The following is a 15,820-nucleotide window of genomic DNA, read 5'->3' on the forward strand; positions in this document are numbered from 1 at the left end:
TGGATACAGAAAATAAAAGATCAGGCCCGGCTTTTTCGTTTTGAAATTTGAGTTTGTACAACCGGGTACAGGAAGATTGTAGACAGGATGAGTAAAGCTCCACCCCAAAATCCGAGTGTCATTTTATTCATATCACCAAAAAAAATGAACGACATAATGATACCATACACCGGCTCGAGGTTGGTGATAAGCGCTACCCTGAACGCCGAAAGTTCGCGCATAACCGATACGCCGGCTACATAGGCCAGCGATGTGCAGATGGTGCCGAGTAGTAATAAGTAGCCAATGTCTGCCGGCTTCAATAGCATATCCCGGGTATAGCCCGAGGTGATAAACAGGTATATCGAGATCCATACAAATGCGCCCGATAATTCATAAAAAGCAATCACCGGGGCCTCGGCTTTCTTTACCAGGCGCGAGTTGATAATCGAAAAAAGGCTGGCGCAAACAGCGCTCGCCAATCCGGTTATGATACCCTTAGTGTATCGTGTTTCAAACTTGAAAATTAAAATAATGCCGGTGATAATTAAAATTCCGGCAAGTATTTCCAGTTTTGAGATGCGCTTTTTATTGATGACCGGCTCAAAAATAGCCGTAAATAAAGTAATGGAGGAGAGGCAAACCAGCGTAACAGCAACGGTTGAAAGCTTGATAGCAGCGAAAAAAAGGATCCAATGCGCACCAACAATAGCGCCCGTAGCCACCATTTTTAGTATGGATTTTCGCTCAACTTTAAAATCGGTTTTACTGAATTTGAAATACAAAAACAAGGATAAAGAAGCGATCAAAACCCTGAACCATACCAATTGTACCGCCGAAATGGTGATTAAAGCACCTAAAATTCCGGTAAATCCCCATACAAAAACGGTAAAATGGAGAATAATTAGGTTCTTATTTAGACTTTGACGGGCTGTTTGCGACATTATTTAGGTGCTTTTAATAACAGGTAATACCCCAAAATGCCGAATACTATATTAGGTATAAACACGGCAACCAGCGGTGTCATGCCTCCTTTTACCGAAAATACCAGGGCAAAGCGCTCTAAAATGATATAGGCAAAGCATAGTAATATACCAATACCGAGGGGTAATCCAACACCGCCACGCACCTTTCTTGATGAGATAGAAACACCAATTAGTGTAAGTACATAAGCCGATAAGGGATAAACAAAACGGTGGAATTTTTCGAAATAAATCGACTTTAAATACTCTGGTCTACGAAGTTTTTCCTTATCGATATTCTTGTTCAAATCGCTTAATGACATGGCCGTATACACGTTATCATACACGATAAAATCGCTCGGGTGCATATCTAATACGGTATCTTTTTGGGGCTGATTTTTCAGAAATTGCTCCTTCATTCCCCGCACATATTTAACAGAATAATCTTTTAAACTCCAGATATTTTTTACCGAATCGTATTGAATTTGATTTGCAATCAGCTTTTCGCGAAGTGTATCTCCGTTAAACTTTTCCATTATAAAATTATAACCCAGGTGCGTGGTGGGATCATAATTGCTCAGATAAACAAAAGTATGCTTGTCAATTTGCATATGCACTTCACTCTTTGTAGGGTCATTATCCATCATTCCATTGGCATTTTCAAAGTCTATTTTTAATCTGTTTGTGTATGGAATAAGATAAACATTGGCAAAAAATGATACAATAAATATCAGTGTAGAGGAAATAATGTATGGTCTTAAAAAACGGTTGAAGCTTGCCCTTCCGCTCAAAATCGGAACAATTTCTGTTTGATTTGCCATCTTAGCTGTGAAGAAAATTACCGCCAGAAAGTTGATCAATGGCGATAGCATATTCAAATAAAATGGAATAAATCCTGCGTAGTATCTAAAGATAATATCGTGTAAACTGGCGTGCTTATTCAGGAAGTTATCAAGCTTTTCTGATACGTCGAATACCACGGATATCACCATGAAAATGCCCATGGTGAATATAAAAGTTCCCAGGTATTTTCCGATGATAAACCTGTCGATAATTTTTAAATACCTATGAAAAATAGCCTTCATTTATCGGTTATTTTATTTGCTTTTTGTTTTTAATTTGATCTTTGCCGTGATAGATTATAAACGCTGTCCAAGGCATTTTACCATCATGTTTTTCCATTCGTAAAATTCGCCGGCTATGATTTTTTTTCGCGCTTCTTTCACCAGCCATAAGTAAAAATGGAGGTTATGGAGCGTTGCAATTTGCGCGCCAAGCATCTCGCCCGAGTGGATCAGGTGGCGTAGATATGCTTTGGTGTAAGCTTTATCTGCAAACAGATCACTATCATTTTCAATAGCCGAAAAGTCGTTTTTCCACTTCTCGTTTTTGATATTGATGATGCCATTTTTGGTGAACAGCATACCGTTGCGGGCGTTACGGGTTGGCATTACACAATCGAACATATCAATGCCCAGGGCTATGTTTTCCAGTATATTTACAGGTGTGCCAACCCCCATTAGGTAGCGAGGTTTTTGCTCAGGTAATATATTACAAACAATCTCGGTCATAGCATACATTTCCTCTGCCGGTTCACCTACTGATAGGCCGCCGATGGCGTTACCTTCACGCTCGTAAGAGGCAATTACTTCGGCCGAGCGTATACGTAAATCTTTATAAACAGAGCCCTGTACAATAGGGAAGAGTGTTTGGCTGTAACCGTATTTTGGCTCGGTACTATCAAACCTGTCGCAGCAGCGTTTAAGCCAGCGATGCGTCATTTCTATTGATCGTTTGGCGTAGTTATAATCGCAGGGATAGGGGGTGCATTCATCAAAAGCCATGATAATATCAGCACCGATTACGCGCTGAATATCCATCACATTTTCGGGCGTGAACAAGTGTTTCGAGCCATCAATGTGCGAACGGAATGTAACGCCTTCTTCCTTAATTTTACGTACTTCGGTTAATGAATAAACCTGGTAACCGCCGCTATCCGTTAATATCGGGCCATCCCAGCCATTAAATTTATGCAAACCGCCCGCACTTTCAAGCGTGCTTAAGCCGGGGCGCAGGTATAAATGGTAGGTGTTACCTAATATAATCTGGGCCTCAATATCGTTTTTTAATTCGTGCTGATGTACGGCTTTTACGGTACCCGCGGTGCCTACGGGCATAAAAATAGGGGTTTGGATAGTACCGTGGTCGGTAGTGATCTCGCCGGCGCGTGCCTTCGAAAGCGGATCTTGCGTTGTTAAAGTAAATTTCATTTTGAGGTGGCAAAATTAGCAAAAAAAAGCCTCAACCCCGTTGTGTGCTTATATAAGAGTACCGGAAAGCAATTGGTAAACGCGCTGAATATTAAACCCATGTTGATAAAGTTGAGCACTGTTGAGAACTATTACGTTAATCCATTATTAAACTTTAAATTAACGCTGAACCGCCGCCTTAATTTCATCGATTTTTAACAAATTTGCCTGATTATTTTTTTTGTTTGGAAACGTACGTACAAAACGCGCTTTTTATTCTTTTTCAGCTTTGTTTTATAGTTCAGCTGTATTATTTGATAAGCAGGCATACCCGCCTTGCAGGCTACAAACCGGGTGAGGAACCGCCTCCGCAGGTACTGATTCCGGTATCTGTCATCATCAGCGCGCGCAACGAGGCGCAAAATCTGCAGGAAAATCTGCCCGCTATTCTTGAACAAAACTACCCCGACTTTGAGGTGGTAGTTATAAATGATTGCTCGTACGACCGAAGCGATGAGGTGCTGGAAGAACTGGAGAAACAATATTCACACCTTAAAGTGGTTACCATAACCGAGCATGACAGGTTTAAAACCGGGAAAAAATTTGCACTAACCCTGGGGATAAAAGCCTCAAAAAACGAATACCTTTTGTTTACCGATGCCGATTGCCGACCGGCTTCCGAAAATTGGATCAGCCGCATGATGGCTAATTTTTCAAACGGCGTGGAGATAGTTTTGGGCTACTCGCCTTATACCAAACGCCGCGGTTTTTTAAACGCTTTTACCCGTTTTGAAACCGTGAAAACTGCCATTAATTATTTTTCAAGCGCCCTTACCGGCGATCCGTATATGGGCATCGGCCGCAACCTTGCCTATACAAAAACCTTGTTTTTTAGCGCCAAGGGCTTTGCTTCGCACATGCATGTACTATCCGGCGATGATGACTTGTTTGTTAACCAGCATGCCACAAGCAGCAATACTGCCGTGGAACTAAACCCTGAAACCTTTGTTTATACCGAGGCTAAAACCACTTTTAAAGCCTGGTTCAGGCAAAAAAAACGGCACATGGGTGTGGGCAAACTGTACAAAAACCAGCACAGGCGCATGATTAGTTTTGACGCCTTAAGTGGATTTATATTTTATATTTTGTTGATATTATTCGTTATTTTAAGGTATGAACCAGTACTGGCATTGGGTTTGTGCGTTTTTAGAATGATATTACAACTGGCCATTTATAATCGTATATTTAAAAAACTCGAAGCAAAAAGCCTGTTTTGGTATTTCCCCCTTTTTGATCTTATATATTATATGTATTTAACTGTTTTTGGAGTGATCGGTACCTTTTTAAAAACGAAGCAATGGAAATAAACGCCAACTTTACCGAAAATGCTAAGAATGATTTTCACCTGGTGGTAAAGGCCCGCCAGGGCGATCAGAAAGCCTACGCCGATTTAATGCACCGCTATAAAGATTCGATATACTTTATGGTGCTTAAAATGGTGAACAACAAGGAGGATGCAATGGATTTAACCGTAGAAACCTTTGCTAAAGCATTTGAAAAGCTTGAAAAATATCAGCCCGATTTTGCTTTCAGCACCTGGCTTTTTAGGGTGGCTACCAATAATTGTATCGATTTTATCCGCAAAAAGAAGCTCAATACCATGTCTATCCATGGTATGATGGATGATGAAGGCGATGAAAAACCACTGCAAATTAAGGCGGATACACTTAATCCCGAAGAAACATCTATCAAAAAACAGCAAACCCAGGAGCTGAAAACGTTAATTGAAAGTTTGCCTACCCGCTACAGAAACCTGATTACTTTAAGGTATTTTGATGAGCTTTCGTACGAAGAAATTGCCCAGCAACTTGATCTTCCGTTGGGTACTGTAAAGGCACAATTATTCAGGGCGAGGTACCTGCTTGGTAATATTATTAATCGTTTTAACAGGGATGACATCTGAAATAGTTCTACAATATTTTCCTGATTTAAGTAATGAACAGCGCGAACAAATTGAAAAATTGCCCGCGTTATATGAACATTGGAACAGCCAGATTAACGTAATTTCGCGTAAAGACATCGATCTTTTATTTGAAAGACACGTGCTTCATTCGCTTGGAATTGCAAAAGTTATGACGTTTTTACCCGGCGAAAATGTACTTGATGTTGGTACCGGCGGCGGCTTTCCTGGTATTCCTCTGGCTATTTTATTTCCCGAAACGCAGTTTCATCTGGTTGATTCGATAGGTAAAAAAATTAAAGTTGTTACCGAAGTGGCTGCTGCTTTGGGGCTGAAAAATGTGCGGGCTTCGCACCTGCGCGCCGAGCAGTTAACAGAGAAATTCGACTTTGTTGTATCACGCGCGGTTACACAATTAAAAGATTTTTATCCCTGGGTAAAAGGCAAATTCAACAAGCAATCCAACAATAAATTACCTAACGGAATCCTTTATTTAAAGGGCGGAGACCTGACGCAGGAGATCAAAGAATCGGGCCTGAGTGTAACACAATATCATCTGAAAGACTATTTTAAAAAAGAGTTTTTCGAAACAAAGCAGGTGATATACGTTAAGGGATAAGCCTTTCGTTTTCCATTAATCTATAATTTTTAGGCGCGCTAAGGTGCAGAGGTTTTACGAATAGATGGTTTGAGATTTTTAGGCACGCAAAGGCGCAGGGACGCAAAGGTTTTTGGGTGGATGGTTTGAGATTTTTAAGTGCGCAAAGAGGCTAAGACGCAAAGGTTTACAAATAGATAGTTTGAATTTTTAAGGCGCAAAGAAGCTAAGACGCAAAGCTGGTAGGTTTTGGTCGTTGATTTTTGCGCATGTAGATACAAACTTTTCTTCTCAGAGTCTCGGCGGCTTTGCGTGATAAATTATATCAAGTGGTCGTGGTGCTGATTGTCTGTTCTCGAGGCTGCCCAGAAAACAAAGCCCAGGAAAAACAGCGCCCCTCCGGCAAAAACAGGAAGTTTGAATGTCCAGTTACCGCCCATTCCGGTGGTGATGATTGAGCTGCCTGAGCTATCTACAGCGTTAATAGTTGATCCGTAAAAAAAATTGCCGGCAATAAGAGCAATAAGCCCTACAATTGCTAAGATGATACCAAACCTTTTCATATTATCAAGTTTTAAAAATGAACAAAAGCAGGTTAACGGTAAGGTTAAGGAAGTATAATCGGTATTAATACTACAAAGCGCGATGGTATTTGTTTGCTTTGCATTTGGTTGATGATTTTAAATCAGCACTATAATAAAGTTACGTAAATCGAAAAGATATATTACAAATACCAGGCTATTTTTATTTGTAAATTATTGAAAAAGAGGAGAGTTGTTTACGTCAAAAATTGCCGGAACGGATTTAGGCCGGTCGGCAATTAAGAGAGCTTATAAAGCTCTGTTATTTTAGTGGAGGCTGGTTTACAAATAGCCCACCACTACTGATTGATTAATTGTAACTGCGGATGGATTGGCTGCAGCTACTTCTTTAGCCTGTTTTTCGGGCACTTGATTATCGGTTTTCGAATCTAAAAGCTCCATCGCTACAGGTACATTATACATGCCCGATTTCACACCCAGTTTGCCATCAAAGCTATTTAAAACCCTTAGTATTTCATTATCTATATCAGTATCGATACTTTTTAAAAGTTTAACATTATTTATTTTTCCATCAGTAACATTAACGCTTAACATAACCTGGCCGGCAATGCGTGCGTTGCGCGCTTTTGAAGGATAACGGACGTTTCGGCCGATAAAGCGATGTAGATCGTGAAACGGATCGGCCGGTGGGGGAGGCGGAGGGATACGTACTTCGGTGGCCGGTGAGGGCGGAGCTGGAGGCAAAGGTGTAGCCGGTTCCTGTCCTGGTGCGGCGGGCGCGGGAAGCATATCTACCGTAGCTTTCAGTTTTTTACCTTTTTTTGCCGGTATTGGTGGCGGCGGCGGTGGTGGCAACTGATTTGTTATCTTGTGCGGACCAGAGCCTGCTGGTAATGGCGGTGGCGGAGGAGGTTTCGGGAAATTGAAGTTTTTAGGGAACGAATAGCCATATTTTTCTTTCAGTGTAGCTAATACTTCGGGAGTGGCCTGGCTTTTCAGGTACTCTTTGCGCTCGCCGTTTTTATCCTGGATAACCACTTTAAAATCAGCTTTATCGCCTTCAACAAAACCGCTTTCTTCGTATTTGTATCCTTTTGGCGTGTTGCCTTTTAAATTAAATTGCGCGCGTTTTGTAGTATCTGCAATTGGCGAATGGGCCATTGCCATACGGTTTGCGGCAACCTGATGTTTGGGCAGCAGATCAATAAATCCATAAGTTTTACTGAATGCCAGCGTTGATGCGCCCAGCAGGCCGCAGCTTATGGGCAGGGCCACGAGGTATTTTAGCCTGGCTAATTTCCCCGATCGTTTTTGGTTTAACATAATGATCCTCTTTTTTAGTAAATTATAATTGAAAAATGAATGCGCAATAGATGAGCCGCTAAGCCCGTAAGCATTGCTAACCAGGAAGGATGAATAGCTGATAGCATCGCTTTCCTGCATGGCGGTTTGTTCATCAGCAATGTATTCGTGTACGGTTTTCAGGCTTATTTGCAACAAATAAACAAGCGGATTAAACCAGTTAATGATCTTGATCAACTCTAAAAAAACAATATCAACCGAGTGTTTTTGGCGGATATGCACCAGCTCGTGTTGAATAATGATGTTATTCTTAGCCGTTTTTGTGCCAATAAAAAGGTAGTTGAAAAATGAAAACGCGGTATTGGATCCGTGAACGTTTATCAGTTTATACTTATCGCCAATCCGTGTTTTGCTTGTTTTTGTTAGCTTCAGGAGTTGATAAATTTTAACAATAAGCAGTACGGCAAGCGTGGCAACACCCAATATGTAGGCATAAACCATTAATTCATTGATAGTTAACTGTGGGGTAGTAGTCGCCGCATCTGCTTGTATCTGCAGTTGAGACGTACCTGTAATTATAAAGGTTTGCAGCGGCTGTTCGGCAGGTTTTAGCCAGCCTATTTGCACAACAGGTATAATGAAGGATACGATGCAGCTAAGCAGCAGGTATACCCGGTTTAAAGTGTAGTAGGTTTCTTTATTTAAAAACAGGCAATAACCGGCGTAAAACACGCACAGATACAGGTTTGCCTCTAAAAGGTAATGCAGCCAGTTCATTGTTTTTTGTTTTTAAGTTGATCAATTAACGAGGTTAACTCATCCAGTTCCTGTACGCTGATGTTTTTTTCATCAACAATAAACGATACCAGGCTTTGGTACGAATTGCTGAAATAGTTTTTCATCATCTTATCAAACGTAAATTTTTTATAATCCGCTTCGCTGATAAGGGGGAAATACACATGCGAATTTCCGTAGGCTTTATGATCGATAAAACCTTTGCCCTCCAGTACCCTTACAACTGTCGAAACGGTGTTGTAGGCCGGTTTGGGATCTGGCATTTCTTCAATAATATCTTTTACAATGGCTTCGTTCAATTGCCAGAGGATCTGCATGATCTGCTCTTCGGCCTTGGTTAGTTCTTTTATAAGCATAGTAAACTATTTTTATAGTTAGATAAAGGTAAAACTATTTTTATAGTTTGCAAACTATTTTTGTAGTTTTTATTTTTTGCTAATGTTTTTAGGATTTATTTATACTTTAGCGTGTGAATGGATGTGCAGAATTGTAGATGTGCAAATATGCAGATGAGTAAATTATAAAGAGAGTTTTTTTCATCTGCACATCTGAAATTTGCACATCTGCACATCAATCATCTCCACATCTGAAATCGAAAAATCTAAACCATGTCATTACTTCACCAGGTAGCGTTAACTTTTATAAAAAATATTGGCCCGGTAGCGTCAAAATCACTCCTTGCTTACATGGGCAGCGCCGAAGAGGTTTTTAAAGCATCGAAAGACAAGATGCTCAGGGTTCCGGGCATCGGCGAAAAAACAATAGCACAGATTGACTTTGATGAAGCACTCAAAAGGGCGGAGGCCGAGTTACTGTTTATCGAAAAAAACAATATCGAGGTGATATTTTATACAGATGCCCGTTATCCCAAACGCCTGAAAAACTGTAACGACTCGCCGGTTTTGCTTTATGCAAAAGGTAAGATGGACCTAAATCCACCGCATGTAATCAGTATAGTGGGCACCCGTAACGCCACTGATTACGGCAAGCAACTATGCCGGCAACTGGTAGAAGAATTACAGCAATACAACGTATTAATAGTAAGCGGGCTTGCCCATGGTATTGATGTGGCTGCCCATAAGGATTGTGTTAAACTGGGGGTGCCAACAATAGGCGTGCTCGGGCACGGCCTTGATAGGCTTTACCCATCGCAAAACCGGGCCACAGCTGATAAGATGCTTGAAAACGGTGGGCTCCTGAGCGAGTATCCATCCGGCACCAATCCTGATAGGGAAAACTTTCCGCAAAGAAACCGGATAGTGGCCGGTATTGCCGATGCTACCGTAGTGATAGAAGCCAGCGTAAAAGGCGGGGCGTTGATTACCGCCGAAATTGCCAACTCTTACAACCGGGATGTTTTTGCTTTTCCGGGTAGGATAGGCGACGAATTTTCGGAAGGCTGTAATTTTTTGATTCGTAACAACAAAGCAAGCCTGCTTACCTGCATGGCCGACCTGGCTTTTAGTTTGGGCTGGGAGAAAACGGATGATAACAAACCGGCTGTTGAGCAATTTTCACTCCCGTTTGATCTTTCGGCAGAAGAGCGCCTGATTATAGAGATTTTACAACAAAATAAAGCTCCTGTTGCCATTGATGACCTTACATTGAAAGCCAATATGCCCCTGAGCCAACTGGCTATGAACCTGCTGAATATGGAAATGCAGGGTTATATCAGTTCATTGCCGGGAAAGATGTATCGGATTGGTTAGTGTGAAGTCCGGAAGTCGGAAAAGTCCGGAAGTCTGTTGATGGCTGGTTGGGATTTTTCTGATTTAAGCCTGGTTTTTTCTTTCGGGCTTCCGGACTTGCAGACTTTCGGACTTTTCTGACTCAAAACTCATCCTTTCGGCGAATCGAAATGTACCAGCTTTCCGTCTTCCTCGCTTATAGATTGCCAGTCATCATTCTCAAAAGTGATTATAGCAACTGCGCCCGTAGGCATATCTTTTACCTGGCCGGTTAAATAGTATAATATATGGCTTATGCCCGGGTTATGGCCTACAACGGCTACGAAATTATGATCTACCGGTAAATCGTTCACCACTTTAACCCAGGTATTTTCGCTCGCTTCATAAATTCGTTTATCGGTAAGCGGAGCCGGGATTTTAAATTGGTTGGCAAATATTTCGGCAGTATTTAATGTGCGCAATGCCGGACTGGTTACCACAATTTCGGGGATCTGCATTTGCCCCCTTAAAAGCGTAGCCATCAGCGCGGCATCCTGCATGCCCGATGGTTTAAGGGGCCTGTCGAAGTCGGCATAGCCACTTTCATGGGTGGCTTTGGCGTGGCGAATAAGCATTAGTTTTTTCATTGTTGTATTAGGGAAGCAGAGCGGTTTATAATGTTATGATCTTGTAAATATAACGTGAAATTTTTCTATTAAGTTTTCAATTATACTAAATAAAAAAGGAGGAATAACAGTTCCTCCTTTATAAAATATTTTAGGATCAGCTTAAAAAGCAAAGCCCACAGAAGCACCCAAAACGCGGGTTTTCATTTTATTCCCGTCGGCATCGGGCAGGATATTGGTTAGGCCCAGATCGTAATTAATATTAAAAAGCAAACCGCCTTTCAGTTTAATACCGGCAATGGCATTGGCACCGTAATCCATCCGTTTGATCTCGCCTGATTCATCGCCAAATTTGATATCGCGCGAGCTGCTGAATGATCCGTTTTGGGTATTTATGGCGGATTGTTTAAGTTTTCCATGCACGCCATAACTTCCGTAGGGGCCGGCGCCCAGATAAATTTCACCAATAACAACCGGGATATGATATACGATATTAACCGGAACCTGCACATAGTACAAGTTATATTTGCTATGCACCTGGCTTGTTGAGCCACCGGGCAACGGGCCCGTGGTGCCATCAAAAGTGCCGCCTTTGCCGGTAAAGTTAACCGCCGGTTGTAAGGAAAGATGGCCGAATTTAATATCGGCAAAAACACCAAAGTTAAATGAAGTTACGCTGCCTGATGATGCCTGCAGGTTTGTACCGGCAACAACATTATTAGCCTGGCCCGATGCGCTGAGTGTAGCAAAGTTAACGCCGCCTTTTATACCTATGGTTGGTAATTGCGCGAAAGCTGATAGTGTGATGAAGATTAACAGTAAAGATAGTATAGGTTTTTTCATGTTAATTGTGGTTTGATTGTATTTTCAAATATATCATTATAGCATAACCTGTTTATACAACAGCCTTTTTAAAACTGATTGGTGTAGAACAAAAATAGAGGGACGTTGACCCTCTATTTTATTAAATTCATTTCTTTAACAGATGCTTAGAAAGCGTAACCTACAGAAACGCCGAATACGCGGTTGGTAAGTTTAATACCATCAACATTAGTGATGTTGGTTAAACCTAAATCGTAGTTAGCATTGATCAGGAAACCGGTTTTGAATTTGAAACCAACTATTGCGTTTGCGCCAACATCAGTCCGTTTAAGTTCTTCTGCACCGCTGCCAAATTTAACGTCTTCAGAGTTTCCCTGGCCGTCTTTTCCGCTGCCCGAAACACCTACACCAACGTAAGGACCGGCACCAAAATAAAATTCGCCCACAACGGCAGGTACATGGTAAACTACATTTACAGGCACCTGTAAATAATACAATTTTACTTTCGATCCGCTTTGCGCATCAATATCGAAGTTTGATGACCCTCCTTTACCGGTAAAGTTTAAGGCTGGTTGTAATGATACGTTGCCAAATTTAAAATCGACAAATGCGCCGACGTTGAATGTGGTTAAACTGCCCGAGTTTCCGGAACCGCTTACTCCGTCGACAGTGGCGTGCAGGGTAGCAAAATTAACACCGCCTTTAATACCAACGGTTGGTAACTGGGCAAACGCTGCAAAAGAAGCTGTTAAAAAGCAAAGGCTTAGTAAGATTTTTTTCATGGGTGAAAGGATTTTAAGTTGGGTAACTAAATTATATAAACACAGCAATTAACGCTAAAGTTTTATTAATATTATAAAAAACAGACAGTAGAGGTTTGGTTAATTTGCAGATTTATAATTTGTTATATGTTAATTGCCATTGGCAAAATCAACAATCCCGGTTTCGGGCATCTCATTCATGCATTTAAAATGGCCAAGCGGGCATTTTTCCAGACCAAATTTGGAGCATGGCCTGCACGAAAGTTCGATGCCGGCAATTAATGAATTTTTTACTTTATATGGCCACACACCCAGCAAATCGGGCGTAGTGCCACCCCATACGGAAGCTATAGGCACATTAAAAGCTTCGGCAATATGGGTGAGGCCGGTATCAAATCCTATTACGCTTTTTGCTTTTGATACCAGGAAAACCGATTCATCAAGCGAGGTGATCCCGCATGCGTTATATACCTGCTTCCCTGCGGCTGCAGCTATCTCATCCCCATTGGCTTTTACATCGTTTCCTCCCAACAGCAAAACGGCCAGGTTAAGCTGTTTGCATATGCTGATGATTTTGTAATTAGGCATCCGTTTGGTAAAATGAGTAGCACCTATTATAAAAGCTACATAGCTGTTTTGATGGGTAGGCGGTAATAGTTTGCTAATATCATGTTGGGCTTTAACATAATAATCTATAGGCGCATCATCATTAATCACCCCTAAAAATTTAACTGCTTTTAAATACCTGTCAACCAGGTGTTCGGCAGCTATTAAGTTTAGTTTGAATTTAAGGCTGAGCCATTTGCGGATTGGTTGTTTTTTATAGGTTGATGCTTTTATACCGGTGCGCAGCTTTATAATGGTTGTGCGGAGGTTATTGTGCAGATCGATGATCTGATCGTATTTTTCGGCTTTAATTTCGTTAATGGTATCTGTTAACGAGGGTTTTAATAACAGTAATTTGTCAACGTAGGGATTACTGTCGTAAATATATTTAAAAGCCGGTTTGGTTAAAAAATGGACCTCGGCATCCGGCACCTGCTTTTTTAGGCAGCGCACAACAGGAGTGGTATAAATAATATCTCCCATCGAGCTAAAGCGGATCACCAGTATCTTCATTTTGCTAAACAGTTCAGGAAATTTGACCCCTTATTTTTTCAATTATCGAGGTTGACGAGTATCCATCAACAAAACTAATGGTTTTTACATCGCCGCCATTGGCCAGCACTTCTTTGGCACCAACAATATTTTCTACAGCATAATCGGCACCTTTTACCAAAATATCGGGTAACAGCGCCGTGATCAGGTTAAGCGGGGTATCCTCTTCAAAAACAACTATCGCATCAACAAAAAACAAAGCCGCCAATAAAGCCGCGCGGCTGTTTTGATCGTTCACCGGCCGGGTAGGGCCTTTAATACGGCGTACCGAACTATCTGCATTAAGCCCGATAACCAGTTTATCGCCAAGCTCGGCAGCTTTGGCCATATAGGTAAGGTGACCAATATGCAGCAAATCGAACACACCATTGGTAAACACCACTTTTTTACCTTCGCTTTGCCAGGCTTTTACCTGTTGTTGCAACGATGTCAGATCGGTTATTTTATCAAGTAATGTTTTTTCGAAGCCGGTTCTCATTTACTTATTATGTTAATTTAAGGATGGGTGTCATGCTGAGCCTGTCGAAGCATGGAGCGTAGGGCCTTTACGCGCCACCCTTCGACAAGCTCAGGGTGACAGGCCAGGCCGCCCAATTTTATATCCTTCAAATACCTCTCCTTTTATCTAATTTCAATAATCTTTCTACAATCAAGATCAATCAAACAGATCATCCACAGCAGTACACAAAATATGCCCGATAAGGATATGCATTTCCTGGATGCGCGCCGTAATGCTGGATGGAACGATGATATTCAAATCGCAAAGTCCGTTCATTTTTCCGCCGTTCCGTCCCGATAAACCTAAAGTTTTAACCTCCAGTTTCTTAGCCGATTCGAAAGCAGCCAATATCCCCGGACTATTGCCGCTGGTTGAAATACCAATAAACAAATCGCCCGGCCGCGCAAAAGCTTCCAGTTGGCGCGAAAACACATGTTCGTAACCATAATCATTAGCTATCGATGTAAGTGCCGAAGTATCAACTGTTAAGGCAATGCCCGGCAAAGGCTGACGGTCTTTAACGTATCTACCTGTAAGCTCTGCTGCAATATGCTGTGCATCGGCAGCGCTGCCGCCGTTACCGGCCAGCAGTACTTTACTACCGTTTTTTATGGTTGATGTGATCATTTCGCATGCCGTTGCAATATCATCCCCCAATGTATCAATTACACACTGCAACGTTTCCTGGTGATCTTTAAGTTCGTTTAATATTTTGTTATTCATTTCTTTAAATGTCATTGGGGCATTAGGTCATTAAGTCATTTTTCATACGGCTTATAAGCTTTCGCCTTAACCTTTTGCCTTTTACCTTACCTCATCGCGTTCAATATCATCAATAATTTCCTGCACGGTGGTGGTGGCGCTGCCTACGCGGCGTATTACTATAGCAGCCGCGTGGTTGGCCAATTCGCAGGCTTCTTCAAGCGTACATCCACTGGCTAAAAAATAAGCCATGGTAGCCAGCACGGTATCGCCGGCACCGGTTACGTCAAATACCTCGGTGGCTTTAACGGGTAATAGGGTAAGCCCGGTTTCGTTTAATATTACCATACCTTCTTCAGATAGGGTAACTACTATATATTTGGCACCTGTTTGCTGCAAAATGATGTTTGCCGCTTGCTGCAGGCTTTCTATCGAATTAATTTTTTCTGTTTTCGCAGCCTCTGCCAGTTCTTTACGGTTGGGCTTAATAATAAATGCGCCCTCGTACTTTTGATAGTTAAGCCCTTTGGGGTCGATAATTACCTTTTTGCCTTTCGCATTTGCTGCTTTGATAACCTGCTGCGTTAAAAACGGCGAAAACAGCCCTTTGTTATAATCCGACAAAAGTACCATATCCACAGCATCAATATGGCTGTTCAGCTTTTCAATCAGTTCAAGGCCTATAGTTTCTGATACCTCGTCGGTTACTTCCCGGTCAACGCGCACCAGTTGGTGACTGCCTGCCAAAACGCGCGTTTTTACAGTTGTGGTGCGGCTGTTGTCTTTAATAATAGTATCGGTTTCAACCCCCTCATCGGTTAATATGGTAATGAGTTCGCCGGCAGCACTGTCATCGCCTATAACACCTGCCACGGTAACTTTTGCACCCAATGATACCAGGTTTTGCACCACGTTACCGGCGCCGCCAAGCGTGGTGGTTTCGTTTTTTACATTAACTATAGGCACCGGAGCCTCGGGCGATAAACGTGAAGCAGTACCTATAATATAATGGTCAACCATCAGGTCGCCCACTACCAGTATAGAAGGTGTTTTGGCGTTATCCCGTATGGTTTCTACTTTATCTTTTAAATTCATTGTTTTTGTCATTGAGTCATTAGGTCATTGAGTCATTTTTGCCTAACAGGTATGCATTGCCTGACATAGCCTAACCTAACCTCTGATCTCCAACCTCTAATCT

Annotated in this window: 17 protein-coding genes; 4 read left to right on the forward strand and 13 right to left on the reverse strand. The window is 41.9% G+C overall.

Annotated features, from left to right (window positions below; translation table 11 throughout):
* Window positions 1-20 precede the first annotated feature (20 nt).
* The 3 genes from HYN43_RS05035 to tgt are packed head-to-tail and all read right to left on the reverse strand — an operon-like array spanning window position 21 to window position 3,211.
* On the reverse strand, window positions 21-923 hold the full coding sequence (locus tag HYN43_RS05035) for a DMT family transporter (protein WP_119408410.1): 903 nt from the start codon (window positions 921-923) through the stop codon (window positions 21-23).
* Window positions 923-2,026, reverse strand: coding sequence for an LptF/LptG family permease (locus tag HYN43_RS05040; protein ID WP_119408411.1), 1,104 nt, complete (start codon window positions 2,024-2,026; stop codon window positions 923-925). Before HYN43_RS05040 ends, HYN43_RS05035 begins: the two co-directional genes overlap by 1 nt.
* 54 nt (window positions 2,027-2,080) lie before the next feature.
* Entirely contained in the window at window positions 2,081-3,211 is a 1,131-nt protein-coding gene (gene tgt / locus HYN43_RS05045; RefSeq protein ID WP_119408412.1) for a tRNA guanosine(34) transglycosylase Tgt, read from the reverse strand.
* A gap of 224 nt (window positions 3,212-3,435) precedes the next feature.
* On the opposite strand from tgt, the gene HYN43_RS05055 reads away from it, so the two are divergent.
* The 3 genes from HYN43_RS05055 to rsmG are packed head-to-tail and all read left to right on the forward strand — an operon-like array spanning window position 3,436 to window position 5,769.
* Window positions 3,436-4,557, forward strand: coding sequence for a glycosyltransferase (locus HYN43_RS05055; RefSeq protein ID WP_119408414.1), 1,122 nt, complete (start codon window positions 3,436-3,438; stop codon window positions 4,555-4,557).
* Window positions 4,548-5,153 carry an RNA polymerase sigma factor gene (locus tag HYN43_RS05060; RefSeq protein WP_119408415.1) on the forward strand — a complete coding sequence of 202 codons (606 nt, stop codon included), beginning with the start codon at window positions 4,548-4,550 and terminating at the stop codon, window positions 5,151-5,153. The genes HYN43_RS05055 and HYN43_RS05060 overlap by 10 nt, the downstream gene beginning before the upstream one ends.
* Window positions 5,143-5,769: a 16S rRNA (guanine(527)-N(7))-methyltransferase RsmG gene (gene rsmG, locus HYN43_RS05065; RefSeq protein WP_119408416.1), complete on the forward strand. Its 627-nt coding sequence runs from the start codon at window positions 5,143-5,145 to the stop codon at window positions 5,767-5,769. The genes HYN43_RS05060 and rsmG overlap by 11 nt, the downstream gene beginning before the upstream one ends.
* 299 nt (window positions 5,770-6,068) lie before the next feature.
* Here the strand turns inward: rsmG and HYN43_RS05070 are convergent, their stop codons facing one another.
* The 3 genes from HYN43_RS05070 to HYN43_RS05080 form a co-directional block, all read right to left on the reverse strand.
* A complete protein-coding gene (locus HYN43_RS05070) occupies window positions 6,069-6,311 on the reverse strand; it encodes a hypothetical protein (protein WP_119408417.1) in 243 nt (80 codons plus the stop codon).
* Between the two features lie 300 nt (window positions 6,312-6,611).
* The gene (locus tag HYN43_RS05075) at window positions 6,612-8,369 is read right to left on the reverse strand and encodes a M56 family metallopeptidase (protein ID WP_119408418.1); all 1,758 of its coding nucleotides are present in this window, start codon (window positions 8,367-8,369) and stop codon (window positions 6,612-6,614) included.
* Window positions 8,366-8,743, reverse strand: a complete 378-nt coding sequence (locus tag HYN43_RS05080; RefSeq protein WP_119408419.1) for a BlaI/MecI/CopY family transcriptional regulator — start codon at window positions 8,741-8,743, stop codon at window positions 8,366-8,368. Before HYN43_RS05080 ends, HYN43_RS05075 begins: the two co-directional genes overlap by 4 nt.
* 252 nt (window positions 8,744-8,995) lie before the next feature.
* On the opposite strand from HYN43_RS05080, the gene dprA reads away from it, so the two are divergent.
* Entirely contained in the window at window positions 8,996-10,096 is a 1,101-nt protein-coding gene (gene dprA / locus HYN43_RS05085; RefSeq protein WP_119408420.1) for a DNA-processing protein DprA, read from the forward strand.
* Between the two features lie 128 nt (window positions 10,097-10,224).
* Here dprA and HYN43_RS05090 read toward each other — a convergent pair whose 3' ends face one another.
* From HYN43_RS05090 to rfaE1, 7 genes are all read right to left on the reverse strand, one after another.
* A complete protein-coding gene (locus tag HYN43_RS05090) occupies window positions 10,225-10,701 on the reverse strand; it encodes a SixA phosphatase family protein (RefSeq protein ID WP_119408421.1) in 477 nt (158 codons plus the stop codon).
* A gap of 141 nt (window positions 10,702-10,842) precedes the next feature.
* The gene (locus HYN43_RS05095; protein WP_119408422.1) at window positions 10,843-11,523 is read right to left on the reverse strand and encodes a porin family protein; all 681 of its coding nucleotides are present in this window, start codon (window positions 11,521-11,523) and stop codon (window positions 10,843-10,845) included.
* Window positions 11,524-11,669: 146 nt separating this feature from the next.
* The gene (locus HYN43_RS05100; RefSeq protein WP_119408423.1) at window positions 11,670-12,284 is read right to left on the reverse strand and encodes a porin family protein; all 615 of its coding nucleotides are present in this window, start codon (window positions 12,282-12,284) and stop codon (window positions 11,670-11,672) included.
* A 129-nt stretch (window positions 12,285-12,413) separates the two neighbouring features.
* A complete protein-coding gene (locus tag HYN43_RS05105) occupies window positions 12,414-13,382 on the reverse strand; it encodes a glycosyltransferase family 9 protein (RefSeq protein WP_245447162.1) in 969 nt (322 codons plus the stop codon).
* Between the two features lie 13 nt (window positions 13,383-13,395).
* The gene (gene rfaE2 / locus HYN43_RS05110) at window positions 13,396-13,899 is read right to left on the reverse strand and encodes a D-glycero-beta-D-manno-heptose 1-phosphate adenylyltransferase (RefSeq protein WP_119408425.1); all 504 of its coding nucleotides are present in this window, start codon (window positions 13,897-13,899) and stop codon (window positions 13,396-13,398) included.
* Between the two features lie 177 nt (window positions 13,900-14,076).
* A complete protein-coding gene (locus tag HYN43_RS05115) occupies window positions 14,077-14,658 on the reverse strand; it encodes a D-sedoheptulose 7-phosphate isomerase (protein WP_281024315.1) in 582 nt (193 codons plus the stop codon).
* Between the two features lie 66 nt (window positions 14,659-14,724).
* Window positions 14,725-15,717, reverse strand: coding sequence for a D-glycero-beta-D-manno-heptose-7-phosphate kinase (gene rfaE1 / locus HYN43_RS05120; protein WP_162996318.1), 993 nt, complete (start codon window positions 15,715-15,717; stop codon window positions 14,725-14,727).
* Between the last annotated feature and the right edge of the window lie 103 nt (window positions 15,718-15,820).

The organism is Mucilaginibacter celer (assembly GCF_003576455.2).
GTDB classification, from domain to species: Bacteria; Bacteroidota; Bacteroidia; order Sphingobacteriales; family Sphingobacteriaceae; genus Mucilaginibacter; species Mucilaginibacter celer.